Source organism: Thalassolituus hydrocarboniclasticus, assembly GCF_025345565.1.
GTDB classification, from domain to species: Bacteria; Pseudomonadota; Gammaproteobacteria; order Pseudomonadales; family Oceanobacteraceae; genus Venatoribacter; species Venatoribacter hydrocarboniclasticus.
Genome location: NZ_CP054475.1, coordinates 2,961,424 through 2,986,719, shown reverse-complemented (window position 1 = coordinate 2,986,719; position 25,296 = coordinate 2,961,424). Strand labels below are relative to the sequence as shown.

The window sequence follows — 25,296 nt, the reverse complement described above, 5'->3', positions numbered from 1 at the left end:
TGTGTTAACCCAGGTTGCTTTACCACTGGCTCTGGCCATGATGATGCTGGTGATGGGGCTGAGCCTGCGCCCGGCGCATTTTGTCGCGGTGGCGCGTGAGCCGAAGCTGATTCTGCTCGGTCTGGCGCTGCAATTATTTTTGTTACCGGCATTGGCGCTGATGCTGGTGATGGTGCTCTCACTGCCGGCCACACTGGCCATTGGCCTGATTATTCTGGCGGCCTGCCCCGGTGGTGCCACCTCAAATATTATCAGCCATTTAAGTGGTGGCGATGCGTCGCTGTCGGTCACCCTGACGGCTCTTATTACCTTGCTGGCACCTTTGACGTTACCGCTGTGGGTAAATACCCAGCTGCAGTGGCTGAACCTTGATCAGCTTGAACTGTATCTGCCCTGGCTGCCGACATTAATGCCTTTATTGCTGGTAACGGTGTTACCGCTGTTAGTGGGCATGGGGTTGGGGATGGTGCTGACGGCCCGTTATCCGCAATGGTTAGAGCGTGCTTTACCCTGGTTTAACCGGTTGTCTGGTTTGCTCTTTGCCGTGCTGGTCATCGCCATGGCCGTGGCCAACAGCGAACGCCTGCCGCAACTATGGTCGCAGGCGACACTGGTGTGTCTGGGGCTGTGTGTGCTGGCGATGGCGGCGACCGCTTTGCTCAGCCGTTTACTGCGCCTGAGCGAACGGCATACGCTGACGCTGATGATTGAGGTGGGTATCCAGAATGCCGGTACGGCGATGCTGATCAGCGCGACCATCCTGCAGCGGCCGGACCTGGCGCTGGTCGCGTTGTTTTACGGTATCCTGATGAATCTGCCGGCGTTGTTGCTGATTGGCCGTAATGTCCTGCGCTCGTCATCTGCAGTGCGGGTGCCACTGAACGGATCTTCGCTATAATGACCCGTGCCTGTCTTACCACAGCCGGATCGCTGAATAATAATTAGGGGACAATTTTGAGCAGTCGTCTGTCATCGATAGAAAGTAAGCTGACTTTTTATGTCCTTAGCTTCAGCATCTTTCTGGGGGTGCTGTTCAGTGCCGCGCAAATCGGCTTTGACTATACCGCCGAGAGTCGCCGCTACCATGAGCTTACCGCCCAGCTGCTGGAGCGCCAGAGCGGTCCGGCGGCCCTGACCCTGTATAACTACGACAACAGCTCCATGCAGAGCATCCTCGACAGTCTGCTGATGAACCCGGCGGTGGTGGCCAGCGTGATTGTGGAAAACGATACCGGCTTTGAGAAGCGCGCCGGTCTGAGCAAACGCGAGCTGAGCGATACCGCTAATTCCTTTTATTACCGTGCCCACGATGTCGAACTGCTGGAGCCGGCGATCTACTCTAAAAATCCCCGCGTGATCGGTCATCTGACGGTCTGGTCGGATGAGCGCCTGACCCGCCAGGGCTTTGAGCGCCGCGCCGGTATTACGTTATTGCTGGATGTGCTGCGTAATATCGCGCTGGCGGTGGTGCTGATTCTGGTGTTCCGCGCGCGTCTGACCAGCCCGCTGAAGCGTCTGATGGAACGTCTGATGGCCATCGACCCGCGTCAGCCGATAACCGCACCGCTGGTGGTGGAGGGCTCGCTGCGCCACAGTGAACTGGACGATCTGGCGCATAAAATGAACGATGTGCTGCGCGCCATGGAAGGTGAGATCAGCCAGCGTCAGCAGGCCGAGAACCGCGTGCGCCAGCTGAATGAACAGCTCGAAGAGAAGGTAAAAGCCCGTACCAAGGCCCTGCACGACAGCAACCATCAGTTGCAGAGCAGTCTGGATGAACTGCAGCGCACCCAGGATCTGCTGCTGCAGGCGCAGCGGATGGCATCGCTGGGGCATCTGGCGGCGGGTATGGCCCATGAAATCAACAACCCTATTGCGGTGGTGTATTCCAATATCGCCACGCTGAGTGAGTACCTGACCGAGCTGATTGGTCTGGCCGATCAGTATCAGGCCGCTGAGCACAGCATTGCCGATCAGGCCCTGACACAGGCGCTGGTGCAGATGCGTGCTGCGATTGATCTGGACTTTGTACGTGACGACGCCCCGGATCTGGTGCGTACTTCCAAGCAGAGCCTGGAGCGGGTACGCAATATTGTCAGCGAGCTGCGCACCTTCGCCATCAGCGAACATCAGCGCAAAGAAACCACGGCGCTGGACGAGCTGATGCAGCAGGCGCTGGCCGAACAAAACCTCAGTGCGCGTAACGATTTACGGGTTTACAGTCATCTGCAGCAGCTGCCGCTGGTGTCGTGCATCCCTGAGCAGGTGCGGCTGGTGTTTAACAATATTCTGCATAACGCTGCCGATGCGATGCCCGGTGGCGGTACTATCGAAATTGCCGGCGATCTGCAGGATGACTGGGTAGCGGTCATGGTCAAAGATTCCGGCACCGGTATGAGTGCAGAAGACCTGAGCTGTGCGGTTAACCCCTTCTTTACCCGCAAGGAAATTGGTCAGGGCACCGGCCTTGGCCTGACCGTGGCTTACAACGTGATGGTTAATCATGGCGGTGAGCTGCTGATCGACAGCTCTCCGGGTAAGGGCACGGTCGTTACCCTGCGTTTTCCGCGCAGCTGACAGAGCCTGTCATCCTTTCTTTACGGGGCTTTATGCTCCCGTCAGATTCACCAATTCCTTCAATAATTCCCGTAACCAGCGGTGTGCCTGATCGCGCTCGCGGCTCTGATGCCAGATCAGCTGCAGTTCAACCGGTGGGCAGGCAAAGGGCAGGGGGGCGGTCTGCAGTAACTGCTGCCAGAGACTGTGGCTGACCAGCTGTTGCGGTACCACGGCAATCAGGTCGGTACTGGCGACCACCGGCGGAATTGATACAAAACTGCTGACCCAGAGCTGCACCTGGCGTGGCAGGTCTTTATGTCCCAGCAACTGCTCAATCGGCGTGCCCTGACGGTTACGTGGCGACAGGCTGACATGTTGCAGGCGGATAAACTCGTCGTAGCTGAGATCGGGGCGGAACTGCGGATGGTTACGCGCAGCAATCACCACCAATGATTCCTGCAGCAGCGGCGCATGGCACAGCCCCGGCTGCGGCTGGTCGACATAATCGATGGCCAGATCGAGGCGGCCATCCTGCAGGCGCTGCACAATATCCGGGCTTTGGTCGGTTTCTATCTGCAGGGCGACACCCGGCGCGCGCTGACGCAACTGCTGCATCAGCCAGGGCGCAGCCAGATATTCCACTGCACCATTGGCACACAGACGGAAATGCCGGCGGCTGGTGGCGGCATCGAAGCTTTGCTGATCGGCCCAGCCCTGTTCAATCAGTTCCAGCCCGTCACGGACTTTGGCATACAGCTGCAGCGCCCGCGGGGTCGGTTTCAGGCCGCTGGCGGTGCGCACAAACAGATCATCACCCAGCTGCAGGCGCAGGCGTTTCAGGGCGTTACTGACCGCTGGCTGACTGAGATGCAGACGTGTGGCGGCACGGGTCAGGTGCTGTTCTTCCATTAAGGCGGCAAACAGCGGCAGCAGATTCAGATCAAGGGAACGCAGGCTCATGGCTTTCTCATGTATTATTCATAATGGTGATAATACATTTTTTAATTATTGATTGGCCTTTATTTAGCCGCCGGCGATAGAGTGGAGACAACTTAAAAATAATAACAACAGCAATAATGACAGGAGATGCTTATGGCCTTTGATCATCTGGCCTTCCGCGCCCGATACCGTGCCTCTATTGCCAGCTTTTATTCCGGCGGTCTGCATGCGCTGGTGGTCGCGGCTACCGGGCTGGCTGTCATCATTTACAGCTTCAGTCAGGTGGAACAGGGCACTGTCGCCGAGTGGCTGTTATTGCCGCTGACCATGGTGCTGGTGAATTTCGGCGAATACGCCACTCATCGCTGGCTCGGGCACCGTAAAACCCGTATTGGCCGGCTGTTCTATTCGCGCCATACCGGCGATCACCACAGCTTTTTTATTGAATCGGCGATGCCCTTTGAAAGCGTGCGCGACTGGCGTGTGGTGCTGTTTCCGGCCTGGCTGATTTATGTGTTTTTAGTATTCCTGATTATTCCCGGTACTTTGCTGCTGCAATGGCTGTGGTCGGATAACGCCGGCTGGATTTATGCCGCTGCGGCGCTGTGCGGTTATCTGTTTTATGAGGTGATGCACTTCAGTTATCACCTGCCGGCGGGCAGCTTTGTTGAGCGCACGCCCATTTGGTGGCGGTTGCGGCATCTGCACCAGCTACACCATGAACGCGAGCGTATGGCGCAGTGCAATTTCAATATCACCCTGCCGTTATTTGACTGGTTACTGGGCACGCTGTACTGGCGCACACCGGGCAATCGGGCGACATCCGGGGAGAAAAACCGATGAAACACACACTGTTTAGCCTGGCCGTGATTCTCGGCGCGCTCTATATCCTGCTGTGGCCGCTGCATCCGTACCCGCTCAGTTATGCCCTGAAAGCCAGTCCGGTATTGCTGCTGGCGGTTGTTGCCTGGCTGCAGTACAGGAACGCTGAAATCAGTTTACGGGCAGCCTGGTTGTACGCGCTGGCGATGCTGACCTCAGCCGCCGGGGATGTGTTTCTCGACTTCGACCGCAGCCTGTATTTAAAGCAGGCGCTGGCGGCGTTTTTGCTGGCGCAGCTGAGTTATATCGCGCTGCTGTGGCCATTGCGTCAGAGCCGCCGTGGGGATGCGCTGCGGGCCGGCTTGCCGGCGTTGTTTGCGGTCTTTCTGCTGTGGCAGTTTTACCCCAATACCGGCGCGCTGTGGTGGCCGGTGCTGATTTATGTGCTGTGTTTATGGGGTATGGCAGTACTGGCGTTACGCAGCGGCAACCGCTGGATTGCCGCCGGCGGTGTGCTGTTTATGCTGGCCGACAGCCTGATCGGCGTAAACCGCTTCTGGCTGCCGTTTGAGCACTCCACACCGGTGATCGTCAGCATCTATATCAGCGCCCAGTTACTACTGGGGTATGGCCTGTTGCTGGCGGTGGATTCACCTCTGCTGAAAGCAGCAACCGGCAGGCAGAAAAGCACGGCGGAATCCGCTCCGGCGAGCTGAAATCCGTGATTGCGTCAGGGCGGTGGATGGTTTAGTTTGCCGCTTCTTTACGGTCATTATTGGCCAGTTCTGTCGCATAGCAGTGTGAGTGTTCCCATGGCAAAAAAATCTTCTTCCGGTGGTCTGGTGTATTCAACCGAGTTTGGCCGTGCCTGTCCTGAGTGTCGCGAACCTCAGGATCAGTGCCGTTGCGGCGAACCAGAAGTACCCGCCGGAGACGGTATTGTGCGCGTCAGTCGCGAGAGCAAAGGCCGTGGCGGCAAAGTGGTGACCATTGTCAGCGGTGTGCCTTTGGCAGGCGCCGAGCTGAAGACGCTGGCGAAAGAACTGAAGCAGAAATGCGGCGTGGGCGGTGCGTTAAAAGACGGACTGATTGAAATTCAGGGCGATCAGCGTGACCTGCTGGTCAGCGAGCTGAGCAAGCGCGGTTTTACTGTTAAAAAAGCAGGTGGCTGAGATGCAGGCAGCCTCTGCTGGCACTCAGACCGATTTACCGCCACCGCGTGCGCTGATCGTTTACGCCCATCCCCAGCATCAGCATTCCTACGGCAACCGCGAATTACTGGCGGCCGTGCAGGGGCTGGAGCAGGTCACTGTGCATGACCTGTATGAAGAGTATCCCGATTTTCATATCGACGTGGCGCGCGAGCAGGCGCTGCTGCTGTCCCACGATCTGATTATTTTTCAGTTTCCGCTGTACTGGTACAGCGCCCCGGCATTGTTAAAAGAATGGCAGGACCGGGTGTTCGACTTTGGCTTTGCCTATGGCCAGAACGTGCAGCAGGAACAGCAATCTCAGGCGCTGGCGGGTAAGGCGCTGTGGCTGGCGGTCACTGCCGGTGGGCCGGTGAATTCCTTCCGCGAAGAAGGCATCAGCCGCCGTCCGCTGAGCGACTATCTGCTGCCCTTTGAGCAGAGTGCCGCGCTCTGTGATATGCGTTATCTGGAGCCGTTTGCCGTGTACCGCATCCGCAAGCTGACCAAACCTTATCTGCAGGAACGCGCCGAAGAATACCGTGCCGCGCTGCTGCAGCATCTGCGTGACCTCAGAAAACCTCAGGAGAACGCCGATGCATGACAGCGGCTTAATGCAGCAGGCTTTTGTCTTTCTGCTGTCGGCGGTGGTGGCGGTGCCCGTGGCCAAGCGTCTTGGACTTGGCTCGGTACTGGGGTATCTCTGTGCCGGTGCGGTAATCGGCCCCTTTGCGCTGGGCTTGATCGGTAACGACGTTGAAGGCGTGATGGCCTTTGCCGAATTCGGCGTAGTGATGATGCTGTTTCTGGTCGGCCTCGAACTTGACCCGTCGCTGTTATGGCGTATGCGCGTGCCTATTTTAGGGCTCGGCGGCCTGCAGGTGGTGGTCACCAGTGTGCTGATTCTGCTGGTCGGTGTGCAGCTGGGCTTTCCCTGGCAGCAGAGTCTGGCGGTGGGCATGATTCTGGCAATGTCATCGACCGCCATCGTGCTGCAGACCCTGAATGAAAAATCACTGCTGAAAACCGAAGCCGGGCAATCGGCCTTTGCTGTGCTGCTGTTTCAGGATATTGCCGTGATTCCGATGCTGGCCATTCTGCCGCTGCTGGCACTGGACAGCTCGCTGGTGGCTGCGGCTTCGCACACCGGTTTGTCCGGCTGGCAGAAAACCCTGCTGGTACTGGCGGTGGTGGCCTCCATTGTGATTGTTGGTCGCTGGGTCAGCCGCCATCTGTTCCGCATTATTGCCAACACCCGTATGCGCGAAACCTTTACCGCTACCGCACTGGCGCTGGTGGTCGGTATTGCGTTGCTGATGGAGTTGGTCGGCTTGTCACCGGCACTGGGCACCTTCGTTGCCGGCGTGGTATTAGCCAACAGTGAATACCGCCACGAGCTGGAAGCGGAGATTGAGCCGTTTAAAGGTTTGCTGCTGGCGCTGTTCTTTATTTCCGTTGGTGCCAGCATCGACTTCGCCTTGCTGGCGGCCAAACCCTGGCTGGTGCTGGAACTGGTGCTGGGGCTGATCATTATCAAAATGCTGGTGCTGATTGTGCTGGCGCGGCTGTTTGGTCTGTCGGCGCAGAGCAACGGTATCTTTACCTTTGCCCTCGCTCAGGGCGGTGAGTTTGCCTTTGTACTGTTCACCTTTGCCGGTAATAACCAGATTCTGCCAGCGACGATGATTGAGCCGCTGGTGCTGGTGGTCGCGCTGAGCATGGCCGCGACACCGCTGCTGATTATCCTTAACGAGCGCCTGATTCTGCCGCGGCTGTCGGGTAATAACAGCACGCGCCCGCACGATCAGATCGAATCGGAAGAGGCGCGGGCCATCGTTGTCGGCTTTGGTCGTTTCGGCCAGATTGTTGGCCGTCTGCTGCGAATGAACGGCTTTGCCATTACGGTTCTGGAGCACGATGCGACTCAGGTCGATACCGTACGGCGTTTTGGCCATAAAGTGTTTTACGGTGATGCCGCACGCCTCGATTTGCTCGAAGCCGCCGGACTGGCCGACGCCGAGCTGCTGGTCGTCGCCATCGACGATCATGAACGCTGTCTGCAGATCGTCGAAGTAGTGCGCCGCCATTACCCGCAGCTGCGCATTATTGCCCGTGCCCGCGGTCGCCGTCAGGCGGCCGAAATGCTGCGTGCCGGAGCTGATCATGTGGAGCGAGAAACCTTTAACTCGGCATTGGCATTGGGCCGTGAAGCATTGCGTTCGCTTGGCTTCCGCGCCTATCAGGCGCAGCGTGCGGCGGAACTGTTCCGCCACCATGATGAACTGAATGTACGCTCGCTGGGTGAAGTGCTGGACGACGAATCAGCCTTTATTAACCGCGCGCGCCAGCATGCCGTCGATCTGGAGCAGGTACTGAAAAACGACCAGAAGGTCGATGCCGAAAGCGGCGATCAGGCCTGGGACCGGGACTAGCTGGTATCTCAGGCGCTGTCTGAATGAGTCGACAGAACAGGCGCTTACAGCGCCTGTAAGTGCTCGCTCAGCTGGGCACGGATAGGCTCCGGAATCGTCACCGATTGCTTGGCGTCGTGATCAAAATGCACCATCACCGCCGAGCCGCGGGCCCCCATTCGGCCTTCCTGCCAGGCTTCGTGGGCAATCACCATAGAGCTGTTGCCCAGCTTGGTGAGGTAAGTGCGGATCTCCACATCTTTGCCGTAAAACAGTTCACCAACAAATTCGACTTCGATTTTGGCGATGATCAGATGCCAGTTGTTGATATCCAGATCCGGGGTAAACAACCGGAACAGCGGCGTGCGGGCATCTTCAAACCAGACCGGTAAAACGGTGTTGTTGATATGACCCAGGGCATCGGTTTCCACAAAGCGCGGGCTCAGGTGGTGCGTCCACATAATATTATTCCTGTTATTAGTAGGTCACTGATTGTACCTGCTGAATCTGTCAGCGGCATTGGCAATGAGTATACAATGGCAAAGAGTATAAAATGCCCGGCGCCGGGAGCCATCCATTCACGATTTCAGTCAGATAAACGAGGCCACTTTGCCAGATTCCGCCACGCACATCAGTAACGACGAACAGGGCATGCAGCTGGCACTGGCCGAAGCGCAGCGCGCCTACGATGCCGGTGAAGTGCCGGTGGGCGCAGTGGTGGTGCTGGATGGCAAAGTGATCGGCCGTGGTTTTAATCAGCCTATTACCAGCCTTGATCCGAGTGCTCATGCTGAGATGGTTGCCGTGCGTGATGCCGCCAGAAATATCGGTAATTACCGCCTGCCGGGCGCTACGCTGTATGTCACCGTGGAGCCCTGTACCATGTGTACCGGGTTATTAATTCACAGCCGCATTGCACGGCTGGTTTATGGCGCGACCGAACCGAAAGCCGGGGCGATAGAAAGTGCGCTGCAGTTACCGGCACAGCCTTTTTATAATCATGTGATGAAAATTGAGGGCGGGGTGCTTGCTGAGCAATGCTCCGCTATGATGTCATCCTTCTTTGCAATGCGCCGCGAAGCGAAAAAGCGTCTGAAACAGGCGGTACCTCCGGCGGCAGATTAATCATCCGCGCAAAAAATAATAAAAAGTAAGAACAAAAATAATAAAAAAACGACCAACCATTCCTGATCACGACGACCCGTACCAATAGTAAGAAACAACAATAACAAACAAAAAAATAATTAAAACGCTTACCGGGAATACGTTTATGCCTGTTTTACGTTCAGTGCTTCTGGCGCTGCTGTCACTGCAATTACTCGCCTGCGCCAAAGTGCAGGACACCCTCTTTGAAACCGGCCTGAAAGCCGAGCGCGCGCTGTCGGCGCTTAACCGCCATGAGCTGGATGTGGCGGGTCATCACTGGGTGTATCTCGATTCAGAAACCGCCGATGTGCCGGTGCTGCTGATGCTGCATGGCTTTGCCGTCGATAAAGACAACTGGCTGCGTTTTGCCCGCCATTTTAAAGATTACCGGGTGATCGCGCCGGATTTACCCGGCCACGGTGAAAGCTCTTACAACCCGCAACTGACCTACGATTTCGCTGCTCAGGCCGGCTGGTTGGCGGAGTTTGTTGACGCGCTCAGGCTCACTCAGCCTGTACATGTACTGGGGAATTCTATGGGCGGTGGCATTGCCCTGCTGTACAGCGCGGCGCATCCGCAGCAGGTGGCTTCCATTACGCTGATTGATGCCGCTGGTGTGTACCCGCCGCAGCTGAGTGAATTCCAGCAGATTATTGATAACGGCGGGCGCAATCCATTGGTGGTCGAAAACATGGATGACTACGACGCGCTGCGCAACTTTGCCATGGTGCAGCAGCCGTTCCTGCCGTGGCCGGCGCCGGATGTGCTGGCGCGCCGGGCGATGGCACGCAATACGATTAATACCGACATCTTTGCCGATATTCATGCGGTGGCCGAAGCCGCACGCCACAACGACGATAACCTGCGTCTGCTGGAGCAGATTCAGCAACCGGTACTGATCCTCTGGGGTGAGCAGGACCGTGTGCTGGATGTCAGTTCGGTGGGCGTGTTTGAGCAGCATCTGGCACACAGCCAGAGCCATATTTTTGCCAATGTCGGCCATGCGCCGATGCTGGAAGTGCCGGATGACAGTGCAGAAGTGGTGCGCACATTTCTGCAGGAATTGCCGCCTCAGCAGCAACTCCTGCAACCGTCGCAGACGGCTCAGAACGGGGAATAAAAAAAGCGGATAAATCTATCCGCGAAACTCACTATTGCTATAGGAGTGGAGGAATAACGGTAATCAGTGATGATGACAGCATCAGAGCATTTTCGTCATCGCTGAATGTTTGATTCTGCTCTTCGTTCCAGACCAGCACGTCGTAGTAACGGCGGATATTCTGTACATAATCCACCGGCTCCTGACCACGGGCATAACCGTGGCGGGTATGGCGGTAGTAACGTTTCTGGCTCAGCAGTGGCAGGGCTTCTTTAACGTCCAGCCAAAGATTCGGGTTGCCGCCCATCTGAGCGGTAATTTTACGTGCATCGGTCAGGTGACCAAAACCCACGTTATAAGCGGCCAGCGCCAGCCAGGTGCGGTCCGGTTCCTGTACATCATCGCCCAGACGCTCACGCAGTTTGGCCAGATAACGGCTGCCGCCAAAAATACTCTGCTTAGGGTCGAGGCGGTTTTTTACACCCAGCTCGCGAGCGGTGTTACGGGTCAGCATCATCAGGCCACGTACACCGGTAAAGCTCTTGGCTGTCGGGTTCCAGTGGCTTTCCTGGTAACCGACGGCGGCCAGCAGACGCCAGTCAAAACCGTGATCGGTGGCGGCTTTTTCAAAATGTGGCTTGTAGGTGTCGAGCTTATTGCTGGTCTGGCGCAGGAAACGCTTGGCACCCACATAATCAAGCTTATCCAGATGGCCGTAGTAACGCTCTTGCAGACCAGCCAGCAGGGCGGCATTTTCTTTGCGCTGGAAAAATTCATTGGCGGCCCGATACAGGCTGTCATCGCGGCTGTGGCTGAACGCCCAGGCGATATTCCGTTGCGTGCTTAAATCGAAGGCAATGGCCAGGTTGGGGAAGTAAGCCTGCAGTACATCAAATTCGTTGGAATCGACCACGGTAAAGTCGATATTGCCACTGGCTACCATCTGCAGCATATCGGCGACTTCCAGGTCGGATGTTTCGCTCCAGGTCAGTTCAGGAATCTGACCGTGTTGCAGCAGGCGCAGATGCTCGGCATGGCTGGAGCCGGAAGCAACCACTAACTGACCTTTGGCCAGATCATTTACCTGCAGCGGGCGCAGGGCACCACGGCGGTAGATTACCTGCTCGGTCACCTGCATATAAGGCTGGGCAAAGCGGAACCAGCGTTCACGCTCGGCGGTATGGGTGAGACCAGCGGCTGCAAAAGCCGCCTTTCCTGTCTCTAGGGTGCTGAAAATGTCATTCAGGTTGTCGGCCACCATCACATGCAGGTTAACGCCCAGATGGTCGGCAAAGGCGCGGGCCAGTTCAAATTCGTAACCGGCAGGGCCTGTACGGTCTTCATAAAAGCTGGTCGGGCTGTTGCGTGTGACCATGACAATTTCGCCATGCATCCGCACCTGCTCGAGGTTGTTCGGACGCACGCTGCCGGTCAGCGCTGTTAAACACAGGGCCGCCATTGTGATGGTATAGAATAGACGCTTTATGCCAGATTGCATGCAAATTTTCCGTAAAGCTGCACCTTTATGGTGCATTTTATGAAATCTGAGGTCATTGTAGCGTGCGATTCGCTTAAAAAACAACCGATCAGCAGACCAGGTTTGCAAAATGATGACTATTTCGTGTCGTTATAGTGACCTAACCCGTTGAAACACTTCTGTTTTTTCTGTAGGCCTCAGGCATCCGGGCGGGTCAGCAACGCACTGTTGCTGATATTGCAACGATGATGGTTTTTTCACGGCCGCTTGGATGTTTACAGCAACCCGTTTAACCAGCAACGGCCCAGCGGCCGTGCCTGTTGCAACGCTCTGGCCTGTCGGCCGTTCAAATCTGGTGTGAGCAGGCACTCTCCGGTATCATTCGCGCTCATTTTGACCCACCTCCTTACGTTGGAGTTTTCCCCCGATGCTCGAGCTGCGTGGCGCACCGGCGCTTTCCGAATTCCGTCAGAACAAAGTCCTGAACAAACTGCAGCAAGTGCTGCCACAGGTCAGCGGCGTGTATGCCGAATTTATGCACTTTGCCGAGCTGCACGAAGCTCTGGCCGATAACGAGCTGGCGGTGCTGCAACGTATCCTGCGCTACGGCCCGAAAGCCGAAGTCAAAGAGGGTAAGGGTGAGTTTTTCCTGGTGGTGCCGCGTTTCGGCACTATCTCGCCGTGGTCTTCCAAGGCTACCGATATTGCGCACAACTGTGGCCTGAATAAGGTTCAGCGTCTGGAACGTGGTATTGCGTACTATGTAGAAGGTATCAGTGTAGCTGAGCGCGCTGCGGCTGCGGCCGTGCTGCATGATCGCATGGTCGAAGTGGTGCTGGATAACAGCTCGGCTGCGGCTGACCTGTTCTCCCACGCCGAACCTGCGCCACTGAGCACCGTCGATATTCTGGGCGGTGGTCGTGATGCGCTGATCGAAGCCGATAAGAATCTGGGTCTGGCACTGGCCGACGACGAAGTGGATTACCTGGTTGAGAACTACAACATTCTGGGCCGTAACCCGACCGACGTAGAGCTGATGATGTTCGCTCAGGCGAACTCCGAGCATTGCCGCCACAAAATCTTTAACGCCACCTGGACGCTGGATGGCGAGGATCAGGACAAGTCCCTGTTCCAGATGATCAAAAACACCTACGAGTGTTACAACGAAAATATTCTGTCGGCTTATAAAGACAACGCCTCGGTGATTGTTGGCCATAAAGCCGGTCGTTTCTTCCCGAACCCTGACAGCCGTGCATACACCTATCATCAGGAAGATATGCACATCCTGATGAAGGTCGAAACCCACAACCACCCGACCGCCATTGCTCCACACTCCGGTGCGGCGACCGGTTCTGGTGGTGAGATCCGTGACGAAGGCGCAACCGGCCGTGGTTCCAAGCCAAAAGCCGGCTTAACCGGTTTTACCGTATCCGACCTTAAAATTCCGGGCTTCGAACAGCCATGGGAAAGCCAGTACGGCAAGCCAGACCGCATCGTGTCGGCCCTCGACATCATGATCGACGGCCCGCTGGGCGGCGCTGCTTTTAACAACGAATTCGGCCGTCCGAACCTGTGCGGTTACTTCCGTACGTTCGAACTGCAGCACGACGGTGAAGTCCGCGGTTACCACAAGCCAATCATGATTGCCGGTGGTTACGGCAACATCCGTGGCGAACACGTACAGAAGGGCGAAATCCCGGTGGGCGCCAGCCTGATCGTTCTGGGTGGCCCGGCGATGCAGATTGGTCTGGGTGGTGGTGCGGCGTCTTCTATGGCCTCTGGCCAGTCGAATGCCGACCTCGACTTTGCTTCTGTACAGCGTGAAAACCCGGAAATGGAACGCCGCTGCCAGGAAGTGATCGACCGCTGCTGGCAGCTGGGCGATAACAACCCGATTGCCTTTATTCACGACGTCGGCGCGGGCGGTATTTCCAACGCCTTCCCGGAGCTGGTGAACGACGGTGGCCGTGGCGGTAAGTTTGAACTGCGCAACGTACCGAACGACGAGCCGGGCATGAGCCCGCTGGCGATCTGGTCAAACGAATCCCAGGAACGTTATGTACTGGCGGTGGCGCAGGAAGATATGGCGGCCTTTGATGCCATCTGTGCCCGCGAGCGCGCGCCTTATGCGGTAGTGGGTTATGCCACCGAAGAGCCGCATTTAACCGTGACTGACAGCCACTTCGACAATAAGCCGGTTGATCTGCCATTGCAGGTTCTGCTCGGCAAGCCACCACGCATGCACCGTGAAGCCAGCCGCCGCAACGCCGCCGGCGATGCCTTTAATGGTACCGGTGTTGATCTGGCCGATGCTGCCGCGCGCGTACTTAAGCTGCCAACCGTAGCGAGCAAATCTTTCCTGATCACCATCGGCGACCGTTCTATTACCGGTACCGTGGCACGTGATCAGTTTGTTGGCCCATGGCAGGTGCCGGTGGCTGACGTTGCCGTAACCACCTCTTCTTATGACACCTACGCCGGCGAAGCCATGGCGATGGGTGAGCGTACGCCGGTCGCGCTGCTGGATGCGCCGGCTTCCGGTCGTCTGGCGGTAGCCGAAGCCATCACCAACCTGGCGGCGGCGCCGATTGCCAAACTGGCTGACATTAAACTGTCGGCTAACTGGATGTGTGCGGCAGGCCACGACGGTGAAGACGAAAAACTCTACGCCACGGTAAAAGCCGTGGGTATGGAACTCTGCCCTGAGCTGCAGGTGACCATTCCGGTAGGTAAAGACTCGATGTCGATGAAAACCCGCTGGAACGATGCCGGTACCGATAAAGCTGTTACCTCACCGATGTCGCTGATTATTACCGGCTTTGCTCCGGTAACCGATGCCCGTGGTGTACTGACGCCGCAGCTGAAACTGGATCAGGGCGAAACCGATTTAATTCTGGTTGACCTTGGCCGTGGCCAGAACCGTATTGGTGCTTCCTGTTTTGCCCAGGTATTCGGCAAAGTGGCTGATGTACCGGCTGACCTCGACGACGCCGAAGACCTGAAAGCCTTCTTTGCCGTGGTGCAGGGCTTAAACAGCGACAATAAACTGCTGGCTTACCATGACCGTGCCGACGGTGGTCTGTTCGCCACCCTGACCGAAATGGCCTTTGCGGCACATTGCGGTGTGGATATCTCCATGGATCTGCTGGCCGATGACGAAGCCGGTCTGGCCGCTGCCCTGTTCGCTGAAGAACTGGGTGCGGTGCTGCAGGTTCGCCGCGACGATCTGGAAGAAGTGCTGGCCCAGTTTGAAGCCGCCGGTCTGGGCGATTGCACTGCCGTCATCGGTAAGCCGAACTTCGACGACCAGATTACCTTCAGCTTCCAGGACGAAGAATTCCTCAGCGAAAGCCGTGTGAACTGGCAGCGTCTGTGGAGCCAGACCAGCTACGAAATGCAGGCGCTGCGTGACAACGCCGACTGCGCCAAGCAGGAATTCGACACCCTGCTGGACACTGAAAACCCGGGCCTGCACGCTGAGCTGACCTTCGATATTAATGACGATATCACTGCAGATTTACCGGCTTCCGGTTCTGAAAACAGCCCGAAAGTCGCAATTCTGCGTGAGCAGGGTGTGAACGGTCAGATCGAAATGGCCGCCGCCTTTGACCGCGCCGGTTTCACTTCGGTTGACGTGCACATGAGCGACATTCTGTCGGGCAGCGTAACCCTGGAAGGCTTCCGCGGCTTGGTTGCCTGTGGTGGTTTCTCCTACGGTGACGTACTGGGTGCCGGTGAAGGCTGGGCCAAGTCCATCCTGTTTAACGACCAGGCGCGCAGCCAGTTTGAAGCCTTCTTCAAGCGTGAAGACACCTTCGCCCTCGGTGTGTGTAACGGCTGTCAGATGCTGTCAAACCTGCACGAACTGATTCCGGGTGCCGAACACTGGCCGCACTTTGTGCGTAACATGAGCGAGCAGTTTGAAGCCCGTGTTGCCATGGTCGAAGTGCAGGAATCCGACTCGGTATTCCTTGCTGGTATGGCCGGATCACGTATGCCGATTGCCATTGCCCACGGCGAAGGCCGCGCCGAATTTGCCGACGACAGTGCCATTGACGAACTGGCTGGCCAGATCGCCCTGCGTTACGTCGACAACTACGGCAACGTTACCGAGCAATACCCGGCCAACCCGAACGGTTCACCACAGGGCATTACCGGCCTGACCGCCAATGATGGCCGTGTGACCATTATGATGCCGCACCCTGAGCGGGTATTCCGCGCCATCCAGAACTCATACATTCCGGGTGAGTGGGATGAAGACGGTGCCTGGATGCGGATGTTCCGCAATGCGCGGGTGTGGTGTGAAGAGAACTAAGGAGTAAGCCAAAGCTGGCTCACTCGATCTGGCGTTGTTAAATGTGACCTCAAAATGCTCATTTACGACTTGTAAACTGCGCTTTTTCGGTCACATTTGCCTAGCCAGCTCATCGCCGCCGACGCTTTGGCAGTGCTCCTTTCCTGAAAACTAACTAGTTAACGTTTTCAGGTGAGTGCTTTGCATTGTAGGGTGGGCACTGCCCACCACATGGAATGAAAAGAAAGCCGCGGCTCAGCAATGAGCAGCGGCTTTTTTATGGCTGTGCTGAGCGTAGTGATGCATTATTACATCGATAGCGCATCAGATTTGTACGGAGGAGCAGGCTATGGCAACCAGAGCAAGTCTGTCACTGACTGAGCCGAATGAACGCTGGATTCAGGCTCAAATCGACAGCAAAGAATTCACCAGTCGCAGTGAAGTGATCAACGACCTGATCCGTAAAGCGCGGGAGGTTGAAGACATTCGTGCCCGGTTAATTGCAGCAGAAATGTCAGTCGCTGAAAAAGGCTGGGTAACAACATCTCAGGAATAGATGCTGAACAGGTTCAGGGAGCGGACGGGCGGAGATAGCAAGTTATAAACTCTCACCGCAGGCCGAAGATGACCTCTATCTGATATGGCTATATGGATTGAATAACTGGGGCATGGAAGCCGCCGATCAATATATATCAAATATCTTCCATTCCTTCGACCAGATCGCAAATAGCCCTTTGCAATACCCGCTTGTCGATGAAATCCGGCCAGGATACCGACGGTGTGTTACAGGAAAAGAAGTATTTATTCTCGGGTGACAGATGAAGGTGTGGAGGTAATGGCGGTGATTGGAAGGCAGGAGTGGTGAGTAACAGATGAGCAGGGTGGCTTGATAGTTTCTCTGGTTGTTCGACCAGCTTCAACTGCCTTTAAAATTTTGATGATTCGTTTTTCGCTAAAACAGGATTTACGCATAGGAAAATCTCCTGTAAATATTGATTATGCCGGGAAATTTCCAGTTATGAATAGCCCAGTTTTTTGGGGGTTACGGGTCTGCTTTTTAAGAAGCGGTCTGGAACATCAGTCAAGACGAGTAGTCAGAACTGAAAAATCACCTGACTTTACTTATCGAGATCAATCGAACGACAAGGAATGCCATGAGCCTCGCCGGAACAAGATCTACCCGTGGAGATTATTATCAAAAGCTGATTGCTCTTGATTGGGTGCTGGATGCCTTGGCTAGCAATGATATTGAATCACTGGAAGTCGACTCTGTTTATCATCAAGTCGACGATATCGTTATCAAAAAAACGGATGGCCCTCTCATCTGCTGCCAGTGCAAGAAAAACCAGAAAAATTTTAATACATGGTCTATCGCAGATCTGGGTGACGAGCTTGAGAAAGCAGCCAAAGAATTGGCTGACTCACCGACCACTACTCTCATTTTCTATTCCCGAAGCGCATTCGGAGATATAGCCAAGCTCCAGGAATTCGCAACCAACTACGAAGATGACCTGCAACTCATCCAAAACCTGACAAAAGGCCACCAAAAAAGTTATGCAGCAGTTCAAAAGATCATCGCAGCAGCCAAGGTATCCCTAACGCCATTTGAACTACTAGAGCGAACGACTTTTGAAACGACACCTGCTGACTTTGAACGCCATGAGCAGCTTCAAATCGAGCGACTGGAAAGACTGGCCTCAAATTCAAAAATTGCTTACGAATCGCTCTGGCTAACACTAGAAAAACTCGGTGGTCGAGTACCGACTGGTGGAGTCGCAACCAGTAAACATCGGCTAACCCGCAATGATCTATTAGCAGTGCTGAATCAATCAGGCGCAATGCTGGTGCCACCTATTTCAGAGCAGGAGGTTCGAAACTCCTTTCAACAAACTTCCCTGATTGGCAGAAGCTGGAAAACCGATATCGCCGGGAAGCGTCTTGATAACCCGACACTGCATGGTGTACTTGAGGCCATAGAGGCCAACGCCTCATCCATCTTGATCACTGGTCAGCCAGGTTCAGGTAAAACCTGTTTGATGCTTCAGCTACAGGCAGCACTGGAAGAAAGAGCCAAATCCCAGAACGGTTTTATTTCTCTGTTTATTCAGTCCAGAGAATTTTCCGAAGCGACAAACACGGAGGAGAGACATCATCAAGGGTTATCAAGCCAGTGGGTTGAACAAGCGGCTCGTCAAGCTGAGTTCTCCAGAGTGGTCGTCATTATCGATTCTCTGGACGTGCTCTCGATAGCTCGCGAGCACAATGTGTTGTCCTATTTTCTGGCGCAAATAGATCGTCTGAAAAATATTCCCAATCTTACAGTCATCACCGCTTGTAGGGACTTTGACCGCCAATATGATCGACGCATCAGCGAAAAGGTCTGGGACAAGGAACTGAAAATACCACCGCTGGATTGGGAGAAGCAGGTCCAACCTTTTCTCACCGATCTGGATATTGATACTTCAACGATTGATCAAACAACCCAAACGCTTGTTACCAACCCCAGAGAGCTGGATCTTTACGTAGAACTAGCGAAGCAGTCTGGCAGCTTCAACGTGATCACCAGTCAGGATTTGGCCCAAAAATATCTCACTGTTTTTGTACAGAGTGATACTGCTCTTGGCGACGAAGCCATGGTCAACGTGGAGAATGCGGCTCGCCGAATGCTGGAAGCCAGAGCGCTATCTATTCCTTATCAGCAATTCTCAGGATCAGAAGCCGTTTTAAGGCGGCTACTGAGCCTCGGCCTGTTCCAGAAAACTCATGACAACGGACTGACCTTTGGTCATCAAACCCTGCTGGATGTTTTGGTTATCAGTAATGCGATTCGTGAAGATGTTTCTCTGAAGGAATTTATTACCGGGTTACCACCGGTTCCTTTTGTCAGACCCAGTATTCGCAGTTTTGTTAACCAACTCGCATTAGGAGAGAAGAAGGCGTTCAGGGGACAACTTCGTGCGGTATTAACCGGACACTTTCCTTTTCATCTTCGTCGCTTGGTCGCTGAAACCTTCGCACAGCAGCCAGTTGATCAAAGTGATTGGCCGTTGTTACGGGATTTGCGGAACCAGCACAAGGATGTCTTTCAGGTTATTTATACCCATAGCGCACACATCAGTTGGTTCCATATGTGGCAGCAGAACCTTTTACCAAACTTGAAACAAGCGAAAGATCAAGAAGGGTTGGAAGGATATCTCTATCGAATCAGCCAATGGCTGAATGAGGCTACTGAAGCCATTGTTCCTCTTTGGACAGAAGCAATGGATTGCAGCTGGATAGAAACTAATAACCTGGCGAGGCAGGTCTCTTTCTGCTTGCAAGATCTCAGGGCTGAACACTTACATTTAGCCAAACCACTGGTGTTGAAGCTACTTAAAAACCTGAATAGTGATCGAGATTTTCTTGGGGAAACCATAGCTCAATGCGTAGAAGCGGAAGTTTTGACGGATCAGGAGCTGTGGGGATACATCACTGGAGCAGTGAAACCTGAGAATTTACTCCATTACCGACTTGAAAAAACATTGAATTGCCGACCGCACCAGTTTGGCAACAAAAATATAGATTTCTTGAAAAATCGAATGGCCAAGTCAACGACGCTACTCACTTTGGCCATAAAGACAATCAATAATTGGGCCCATATACTATTAAATGAGTACAAGTACGAAAGGCCTCGACTGTTCAGATATTTTCTCGACTACACTTCCTATGAAAAGACTCACTCCGAGAGAGGAACGAGTCCATACGATGATGTAAACGTACTGTTTGATGCCATTGAATATGGGATCACCGTGAATGCCGAAAATCACACGCGATGGTGGCAAGAAAATCGACTTCCATTATCTGAAAGCAACGACTTAGCCATAACTTATTTTTTGGTAAAAGCTCTTTCCGCAGCCCCAGAAAAAAACATAGATATTACCCAGCGAATTATTCTTAATGAAAAAATACTTAGATCCAGAATATCTTTTGAAATAGGAACTCTGATAAACATATCATCCATCCACCTTAATGAGAAGGCCATAACTAGCTTTAACCAGGTGATTGAATCACTCTATGAAGATGAAGTCCATCCGGACAGCAATATTACATGGATATCGAAAGAAAAGATTTCCTATATCTCAGCTCTGCCTAACTTCCTTCGTACCGACTCGAATCAGAAAACTCTTGATGCGTATGAGAAATTCAATGGGAATTACATTCGCGAACCAGATATTTACTGCAGAGGTGGTTTTGTTAGAGCACCATTTTCTTATGAGTTGATCATTGATACTTCAGATGGGGCATTACTAAAAATTCTGGCACACTACTCAGGCTATGCAGGTCGATTTGATGATTTTCTGGTCGGCGGAGAAGAGGAAGTTCAGCGCCAATTAGAAGAAGCTTCTTCCAGGCAACCCATCAGGTTTATCAACTATCTGATTAGATACTGGCACTGCTTAGCCTCAGCGTTCCGAAAATCCATCCTTGATGGACTCTCCAGCCATCTGAGATACCTCTACGGCAATCTTAGACCAGGCCAAAATTGGGAGGCCCTCGAACAGCCTGATAAACACTGGCTTGCTGAACAGGTAATTGAAGAATTGGAAAGGCATCCAAGTCACTGGTACCGGACAAGAAGCAAAGCCAAGGCACTGGAAGCCTGCGCATATGTGATCAAGGATGCACACCTTGTAGATAAGCTTGTATTTCAAATGCTGGAGTTTGCTTATATCTCCGAAGACCGGTTCCACTCGAATGACTCCAGATTGGGATTAATTCATGACGGAATTAATATGAAATCTGGCACTGTAGCCGATGCGATTATGGTTCTTGCGACCGAAATTTCTGAATCAGGACGTGATAACTCTGAGCTGACAATTTCTGCATTGAAATTGTTTGCGCAATCAGAATCTTCTGCTGTAAAGGCAATGATTCTTCGCCGCTTGCCTTACCTGAAGAATGATGCACCGGAACTGGCATGGGAAATATTTGAACGTACTATGCAACACTGCCCCGAATTATGGCCTTATGCCGAATCATTCCTATACTACAGCTACCACAATGAATTCGTGAAAGTTGAACCTTATTTAGCAAAAATAAAGTCTAGCTCAGATGCGGAATCGCGGGCTACATGGGGGCGCATATCTGCTCTTTCAGGGTTAAGCGGATTTATTCAATCTGAAGAATTTATTAAGAAACTTATAGAACTCAACAGTACCAGTGCCTGGGAAGGTGCGCTGGATGTATGGTCCCATCGAGAAAACTTCAACCTTCATCCAGAAATATGCCTGAAAGGGATAATTGCCGCCTTTTCTCAAAACGACAACATACAAATACTAGCCAGTGATGATTTTGCAGGGCTGCTAGGTGATAACGAACCCGCTATTAACTTCAGCGAGTCGGTATTTAATAGCTTTATTAGCTCGTTGGAGATAAGGCGGAACCAAGACAACAATAGAGATCATTTTCAAGAAATTAACGAATGGCTAAATCTCATAGCCCAATCCGACCCAGCTAAAGCTTTAAAGTGCGCTGAGAGATATATCTCAAAGCTGCAAAAATGGAAGCCCCACTTATATGACCACAATAATAATCTTGTTCAACTAATGAACCAACTATTTGCCTACGCCGAAGAGCTGGAAGAGTCCGATGATGGAGATTTTCTGAAACGAGTTGTCACTCTTCAGGATGCTTTATTGTCTGTTGGTGTTAGTGAGATTCAAACATGGCTTGAGGCAGCGGAAAGGCCATAAGTAGTCTATCGATGGGCACCTATTTATGATGTATTGTAAACCAGTATTCGATACTAATAAGACACCCACTCTAAGACTCTCTAACACTAACAGACACCGGTTGTAAGAATTTAGTATCGCAATGGGTGTCTGGTTTTTACGGGCAGCCCCTCCACTCTGCTTTCTTCTCTGCTTTCTTCTCTGCTTTCTTCTCTCATCCTGCTGCCTTGCAGTGACCGTGACGACTGACCAGGCCAGCGACGGCAGGTGCGGGTCTGGCAGAGGCTAAACACAGGCTGAAGCTGGCAGATTGCGGCTCCTGTCCCAAATCTATAATTAAGTTGGTCAGTAACAGATGCTTTTCCGGCTCTCTGCCTTTACCCGCTTTGGTGCGCGCGATTACACTGCCGGGCTTATTCAAACGCACAGGATTTTGCATGAAGCGCGTGGTCTCTCTGTTTGTACTGGTATTGGCTGCACTGTCAGCAGGTTGTCGCAGCGATATTGCCGAACTGAAATTTGCGACTTCGGTTGTGGCAGAGCGGGTGGATTACAATACCGGCAGCCGTATTAAACCCGTATATCGTGAAGGCGTTATCGCATTGCTGACAGAGGCCGGTATTGATCCGGATACCGTGCGTATCAGCTACGATAAGGACGACTACAGCGGCAGAACCATGGTGCTCAATATGCCGCTGTTTGCTGGTTTATCCGCAGCGCAGGAAAATGCTCTGCGTGACGCGCTGGAAAGTATTATTAAAGCCCGCGACGATGACTTTTATCTGAACCTTACCCTGCGCCCTGAACAGATCAAGTCAGACGCTGAGGATTACCGCGAAGACGTTAAAACCCTGGCGACAGAGTATCGCACGCAGCTGAGCATAGATGATGCGATTATTGGCTTGTCGTATAGCCTGGGGGATATGTATGCAGCGGCTTTAAAAGGCTCACGCGAGAGCGAAGGCGAGGCTTTTTGTTCTGTTGCCGTCAATATGTCACCGGCACTGCCTTTTACCGATGTCGATGTGATTTATCGACCAGCAGAAGCGATCGGAGAGTCGACTGCATCAGCAGACAATACCGCCGACAAGGCGTCGCCTATACCGCAAGGTATTGTGCTGGTACGCCGCCCGGAGAGCTCCCACAGCCGCTATAACATTCCGGTGGATATCACTGTCACTCTGGGTGATACAACTCCGGCGATGCAGGCTAAGCTCGACAACAAAGAGGTGCTTTTATCCACCACCTTTATCAACAGCGAGAGTGTTGCGCTGTACCGTAAAGAGATCGGTGCGGTGGAATTTCAGCTTGGCACCATGGGTACTGTCCAGCATCAGAGCAGGCAGGTGAATTATTTTTCGATGCAAAACCTGAAAGAGAAATGCCGCTTTATGGCAGCTGAGAGAATGGGTCGCCCATTCAGTTTTACTATGGGCGAATCCATTGACCGGCTGGAATCTGTGACGGTCTTTTAACGTTAATCCCTTCCGCTGTTTTTTGTCGTGTGCGCTTATTTCGGCGCCGCGGCAGCTATTTGCAGAAATTTAATAAAGCGGGCTTCGCTATAGCCTTTTTTGGTGTGGCCATTGGCGACAAAAAAGGGAACGTTGGCTTTGCTCGGGTTGTACTTGTCACCAAGTAATGCTTTCTGCCGCTTCAGTGCCGCCGGGTCCTGCTCGATATTGTACTCAATGTAGGAGATACCTTCTTTATCCATAAAGGCCCGCGCTTGCTTGCAGTAAGGGCACCAGTCGGTGGCGTACAGCTCAACCTGAACATTGCGATAGGCTCCGGGCTCGATATACACCCTGCCGGACGCCGCTGATGGCGTTGTTGCGGAAGATGAAGGGTTGAACACGTAGTAAGCAGCGCCTGCGGCGAGCAGAAGAAGCAGAATCCTTTGCATAGTAAACTCCTGTAAATATATGGGAGCCGAGAATATCGTATTTTTCTTCTTTTGGCTGCAATGTTTACCGGAACCTGGCTGATTCTCCAGTCGGAATAACGAACAATAAAAACGGGCCATCAGACCCGCTTTTATTATCTGACTGTATGCCGTTAATCAGGCATAAGCCTCTTCTTTACTGCTGTCATCCATCAGGCTGAGTTCCAGTCCGGATGTGGCGGGAGCGGCTTTAGGGGCCGCTGGTTTTGCCGCCGCAGGCTTAGCTGCTTCCGGTTTGTTATCACCCAGTTTAATGCGCAGACGCAGGTTGTTTTCAGAGTCGGCGTTCTTCAGTGCCTGTTCCAGAGTGATCTTGCCCTGTTTGTACAGATGGTAGAGTGCACCGTCGAAAGTCTGCATGCCGAGGTTTTCGGACTTGTTCATAATTTCTTTAATGGATGGGAAGTCACCGCGAATAATCAGATCTTCTACGGTTTTATTGCCCAGCAGCACTTCAACGGCAGCTGCACGTTTACCATCGATGGTAGGAATCAGGCGCTGGGAAATAATGGCGCGCACATTCTGGCCAAGACCAAGCAGAATCTGATTGCGGCGCTCTTCCGGGAACATATTCACAATACGTTCAAAGGCCTGGTTGGCATTGTTGGCATGCAGAGTGGAAATGGCCAGATGGCCGGTTTCGGCGAAGGCGAGGGCATGTTCCATGGTTTCGGCATCACGGATCTCACCAATCAGAATCACGTCTGGTGCCTGACGCAGGGTGTTTTTTAACGCTGCGGCATAGCTTTTGGTATCGGTACCGACTTCACGTTGGTTAATCACGCTTTTCTTGTGCTTGTGCACAAATTCAATCGGGTCTTCGATGGTAATAATATGGCCGTAGGTAGTGGCGTTACGGTGGTCAATCAGCGCGGCCAGCGAAGTGGATTTTCCGGAGCCTGTACCGCCAACAAACAGAATTAAACCACGTTTGGCAGTAATCACTTCTTTCAGTACCGGTGGCAGATTCAGCTGGGCGATATCGGGAATTTCGGTATTGATATTACGTGCCACCATCGACACTTCGTGCTGCTGTTTGAAAATATTAATACGGAAGCGGCCGGAAGAATTAGACATGGCCATATTCAGTTCCATTTCATCTTCAAATTCTTTGCGTTGTGCTTCTGACATAATGGAATAGGCAATTTTTTCAATATCACCAGGACCAAGAACATCGCGACTTATTGGTTTTAACTGTCCCTGAAATTTTGCGCATGGTGGGGCACCTTTACTCAGATAAAGATCAGAGCCATCGTGTTTTGCCAGAAGGTGAAGCCAGTTTTCGATGCTCATGAAGACTCCTTATAAGTAATGCTTTGTATCTTATTCGTGATTTTTATTGTGCCGGGATACAGGGACAATCGGTATGAAAAATAGTAACAGTTTGGCCGGATACCTACCTGCTTATTATTGAGGCTTCGCTCACAGAATTACGTTGTAAGTAAGGCGACGGATCATCCTTACGCGATGCTCTGTCAGTTTTGTTGCCACAAATGTATTGGTTTGTATATATCTTCAGGTCAAATGTTGAGCGAAGCGTTGAGTTTGGTTACAGATTGTTTGCTCTGTAATCCTGTGCATGCAGCCTTTTGGCTGATCCGGAATTGTTCTTCTGCTGCATTCTAGGCTGAGGAGAGACGGGGGAGTTCTTATCAGAATCTGTTTGGCCGGAATGTTGATAATATTCATCCGGCCGTATTCTG

The 25,296-nt window shown here is 53.1% G+C and carries 19 protein-coding genes; 14 read left to right on the top strand and 5 right to left on the bottom strand.

Annotated elements, in window-relative coordinates; genetic code table 11:
• Position 1: 1 nt before the first annotated feature.
• Complete coding sequence (locus tag HUF19_RS13340; RefSeq protein ID WP_260997073.1) at positions 2-898, top strand: bile acid:sodium symporter family protein; 897 nt, start codon at positions 2-4, stop codon at positions 896-898.
• A 56-nt stretch (positions 899-954) separates the two neighbouring features.
• A complete protein-coding gene (locus tag HUF19_RS13335; RefSeq protein WP_260997072.1) occupies positions 955-2,577 on the top strand; it encodes a sensor histidine kinase in 1,623 nt (540 codons plus the stop codon).
• Between the two features lie 30 nt (positions 2,578-2,607).
• Here the strand turns inward: HUF19_RS13335 and HUF19_RS13330 are convergent, their stop codons facing one another.
• The gene (locus HUF19_RS13330) at positions 2,608-3,519 is read right to left on the bottom strand and encodes a LysR substrate-binding domain-containing protein (RefSeq protein ID WP_260997071.1); all 912 of its coding nucleotides are present in this window, start codon (positions 3,517-3,519) and stop codon (positions 2,608-2,610) included.
• Positions 3,520-3,651: 132 nt separating this feature from the next.
• Between HUF19_RS13330 and HUF19_RS13325 the strand changes: the two genes are divergently transcribed.
• From HUF19_RS13325 to HUF19_RS13305, 5 genes are all read left to right on the top strand, one after another.
• Positions 3,652-4,341: a sterol desaturase family protein gene (locus HUF19_RS13325; protein WP_260997070.1), complete on the top strand. Its 690-nt coding sequence runs from the start codon at positions 3,652-3,654 to the stop codon at positions 4,339-4,341.
• Positions 4,338-5,036 (top strand): lysoplasmalogenase, encoded by a 699-nt coding sequence (locus tag HUF19_RS13320; protein ID WP_260997069.1) that lies wholly within the window; start codon positions 4,338-4,340, stop codon positions 5,034-5,036. The genes HUF19_RS13325 and HUF19_RS13320 overlap by 4 nt, the downstream gene beginning before the upstream one ends.
• A gap of 96 nt (positions 5,037-5,132) precedes the next feature.
• Entirely contained in the window at positions 5,133-5,492 is a 360-nt protein-coding gene (locus HUF19_RS13315) for a translation initiation factor Sui1 (protein WP_225693383.1), read from the top strand.
• Between the two features lies 1 nt (position 5,493).
• Entirely contained in the window at positions 5,494-6,114 is a 621-nt protein-coding gene (locus tag HUF19_RS13310) for an NAD(P)H-dependent oxidoreductase (protein WP_260997068.1), read from the top strand.
• Positions 6,107-7,942: a monovalent cation:proton antiporter-2 (CPA2) family protein gene (locus HUF19_RS13305; RefSeq protein ID WP_260997067.1), complete on the top strand. Its 1,836-nt coding sequence runs from the start codon at positions 6,107-6,109 to the stop codon at positions 7,940-7,942. The genes HUF19_RS13310 and HUF19_RS13305 overlap by 8 nt, the downstream gene beginning before the upstream one ends.
• Positions 7,943-7,986: 44 nt before the next feature.
• Here HUF19_RS13305 and HUF19_RS13300 read toward each other — a convergent pair whose 3' ends face one another.
• Complete coding sequence (locus HUF19_RS13300) at positions 7,987-8,382, bottom strand: acyl-CoA thioesterase (RefSeq protein WP_145465948.1); 396 nt, start codon at positions 8,380-8,382, stop codon at positions 7,987-7,989.
• A gap of 190 nt (positions 8,383-8,572) precedes the next feature.
• Between HUF19_RS13300 and tadA the strand changes: the two genes are divergently transcribed.
• On the top strand, positions 8,573-9,046 hold the full coding sequence (gene tadA / locus HUF19_RS13295) for a tRNA adenosine(34) deaminase TadA (RefSeq protein WP_260999510.1): 474 nt from the start codon (positions 8,573-8,575) through the stop codon (positions 9,044-9,046).
• A 145-nt stretch (positions 9,047-9,191) separates the two neighbouring features.
• A complete protein-coding gene (locus HUF19_RS13290; RefSeq protein ID WP_260997066.1) occupies positions 9,192-10,187 on the top strand; it encodes an alpha/beta fold hydrolase in 996 nt (331 codons plus the stop codon).
• A 37-nt stretch (positions 10,188-10,224) separates the two neighbouring features.
• Here HUF19_RS13290 and mltF read toward each other — a convergent pair whose 3' ends face one another.
• Complete coding sequence (gene mltF / locus HUF19_RS13285; RefSeq protein WP_260997065.1) at positions 10,225-11,664, bottom strand: membrane-bound lytic murein transglycosylase MltF; 1,440 nt, start codon at positions 11,662-11,664, stop codon at positions 10,225-10,227.
• A 406-nt stretch (positions 11,665-12,070) separates the two neighbouring features.
• On the opposite strand from mltF, the gene purL reads away from it, so the two are divergent.
• From purL to HUF19_RS13265, 5 genes are all read left to right on the top strand, one after another.
• Positions 12,071-15,958: a phosphoribosylformylglycinamidine synthase gene (gene purL / locus HUF19_RS13280; RefSeq protein WP_260997064.1), complete on the top strand. Its 3,888-nt coding sequence runs from the start codon at positions 12,071-12,073 to the stop codon at positions 15,956-15,958.
• A gap of 328 nt (positions 15,959-16,286) precedes the next feature.
• Positions 16,287-16,493, top strand: coding sequence for a ribbon-helix-helix domain-containing protein (locus tag HUF19_RS13275; protein ID WP_260997063.1), 207 nt, complete (start codon positions 16,287-16,289; stop codon positions 16,491-16,493).
• 97 nt (positions 16,494-16,590) lie between these two features.
• Positions 16,591-16,752: a type II toxin-antitoxin system RelE/ParE family toxin gene (locus tag HUF19_RS18440; protein ID WP_366516511.1), complete on the top strand. Its 162-nt coding sequence runs from the start codon at positions 16,591-16,593 to the stop codon at positions 16,750-16,752.
• Between the two features lie 339 nt (positions 16,753-17,091).
• Positions 17,092-21,669 (top strand): NACHT domain-containing protein, encoded by a 4,578-nt coding sequence (locus HUF19_RS13270; protein ID WP_260997062.1) that lies wholly within the window; start codon positions 17,092-17,094, stop codon positions 21,667-21,669.
• 416 nt (positions 21,670-22,085) lie between these two features.
• Entirely contained in the window at positions 22,086-23,123 is a 1,038-nt protein-coding gene (locus HUF19_RS13265; RefSeq protein ID WP_260997061.1) for a hypothetical protein, read from the top strand.
• 35 nt (positions 23,124-23,158) lie between these two features.
• On the opposite strand, the gene HUF19_RS13260 is transcribed toward HUF19_RS13265, so the two are convergent.
• Both HUF19_RS13260 and HUF19_RS13255 read right to left on the bottom strand, forming a co-directional pair.
• Positions 23,159-23,554, bottom strand: a complete 396-nt coding sequence (locus HUF19_RS13260; RefSeq protein ID WP_260997060.1) for a glutaredoxin family protein — start codon at positions 23,552-23,554, stop codon at positions 23,159-23,161.
• Between the two features lie 156 nt (positions 23,555-23,710).
• Positions 23,711-24,886 (bottom strand): PilT/PilU family type 4a pilus ATPase, encoded by a 1,176-nt coding sequence (locus HUF19_RS13255; protein WP_260997059.1) that lies wholly within the window; start codon positions 24,884-24,886, stop codon positions 23,711-23,713.
• Positions 24,887-25,296: the final 410 nt, after the last annotated feature.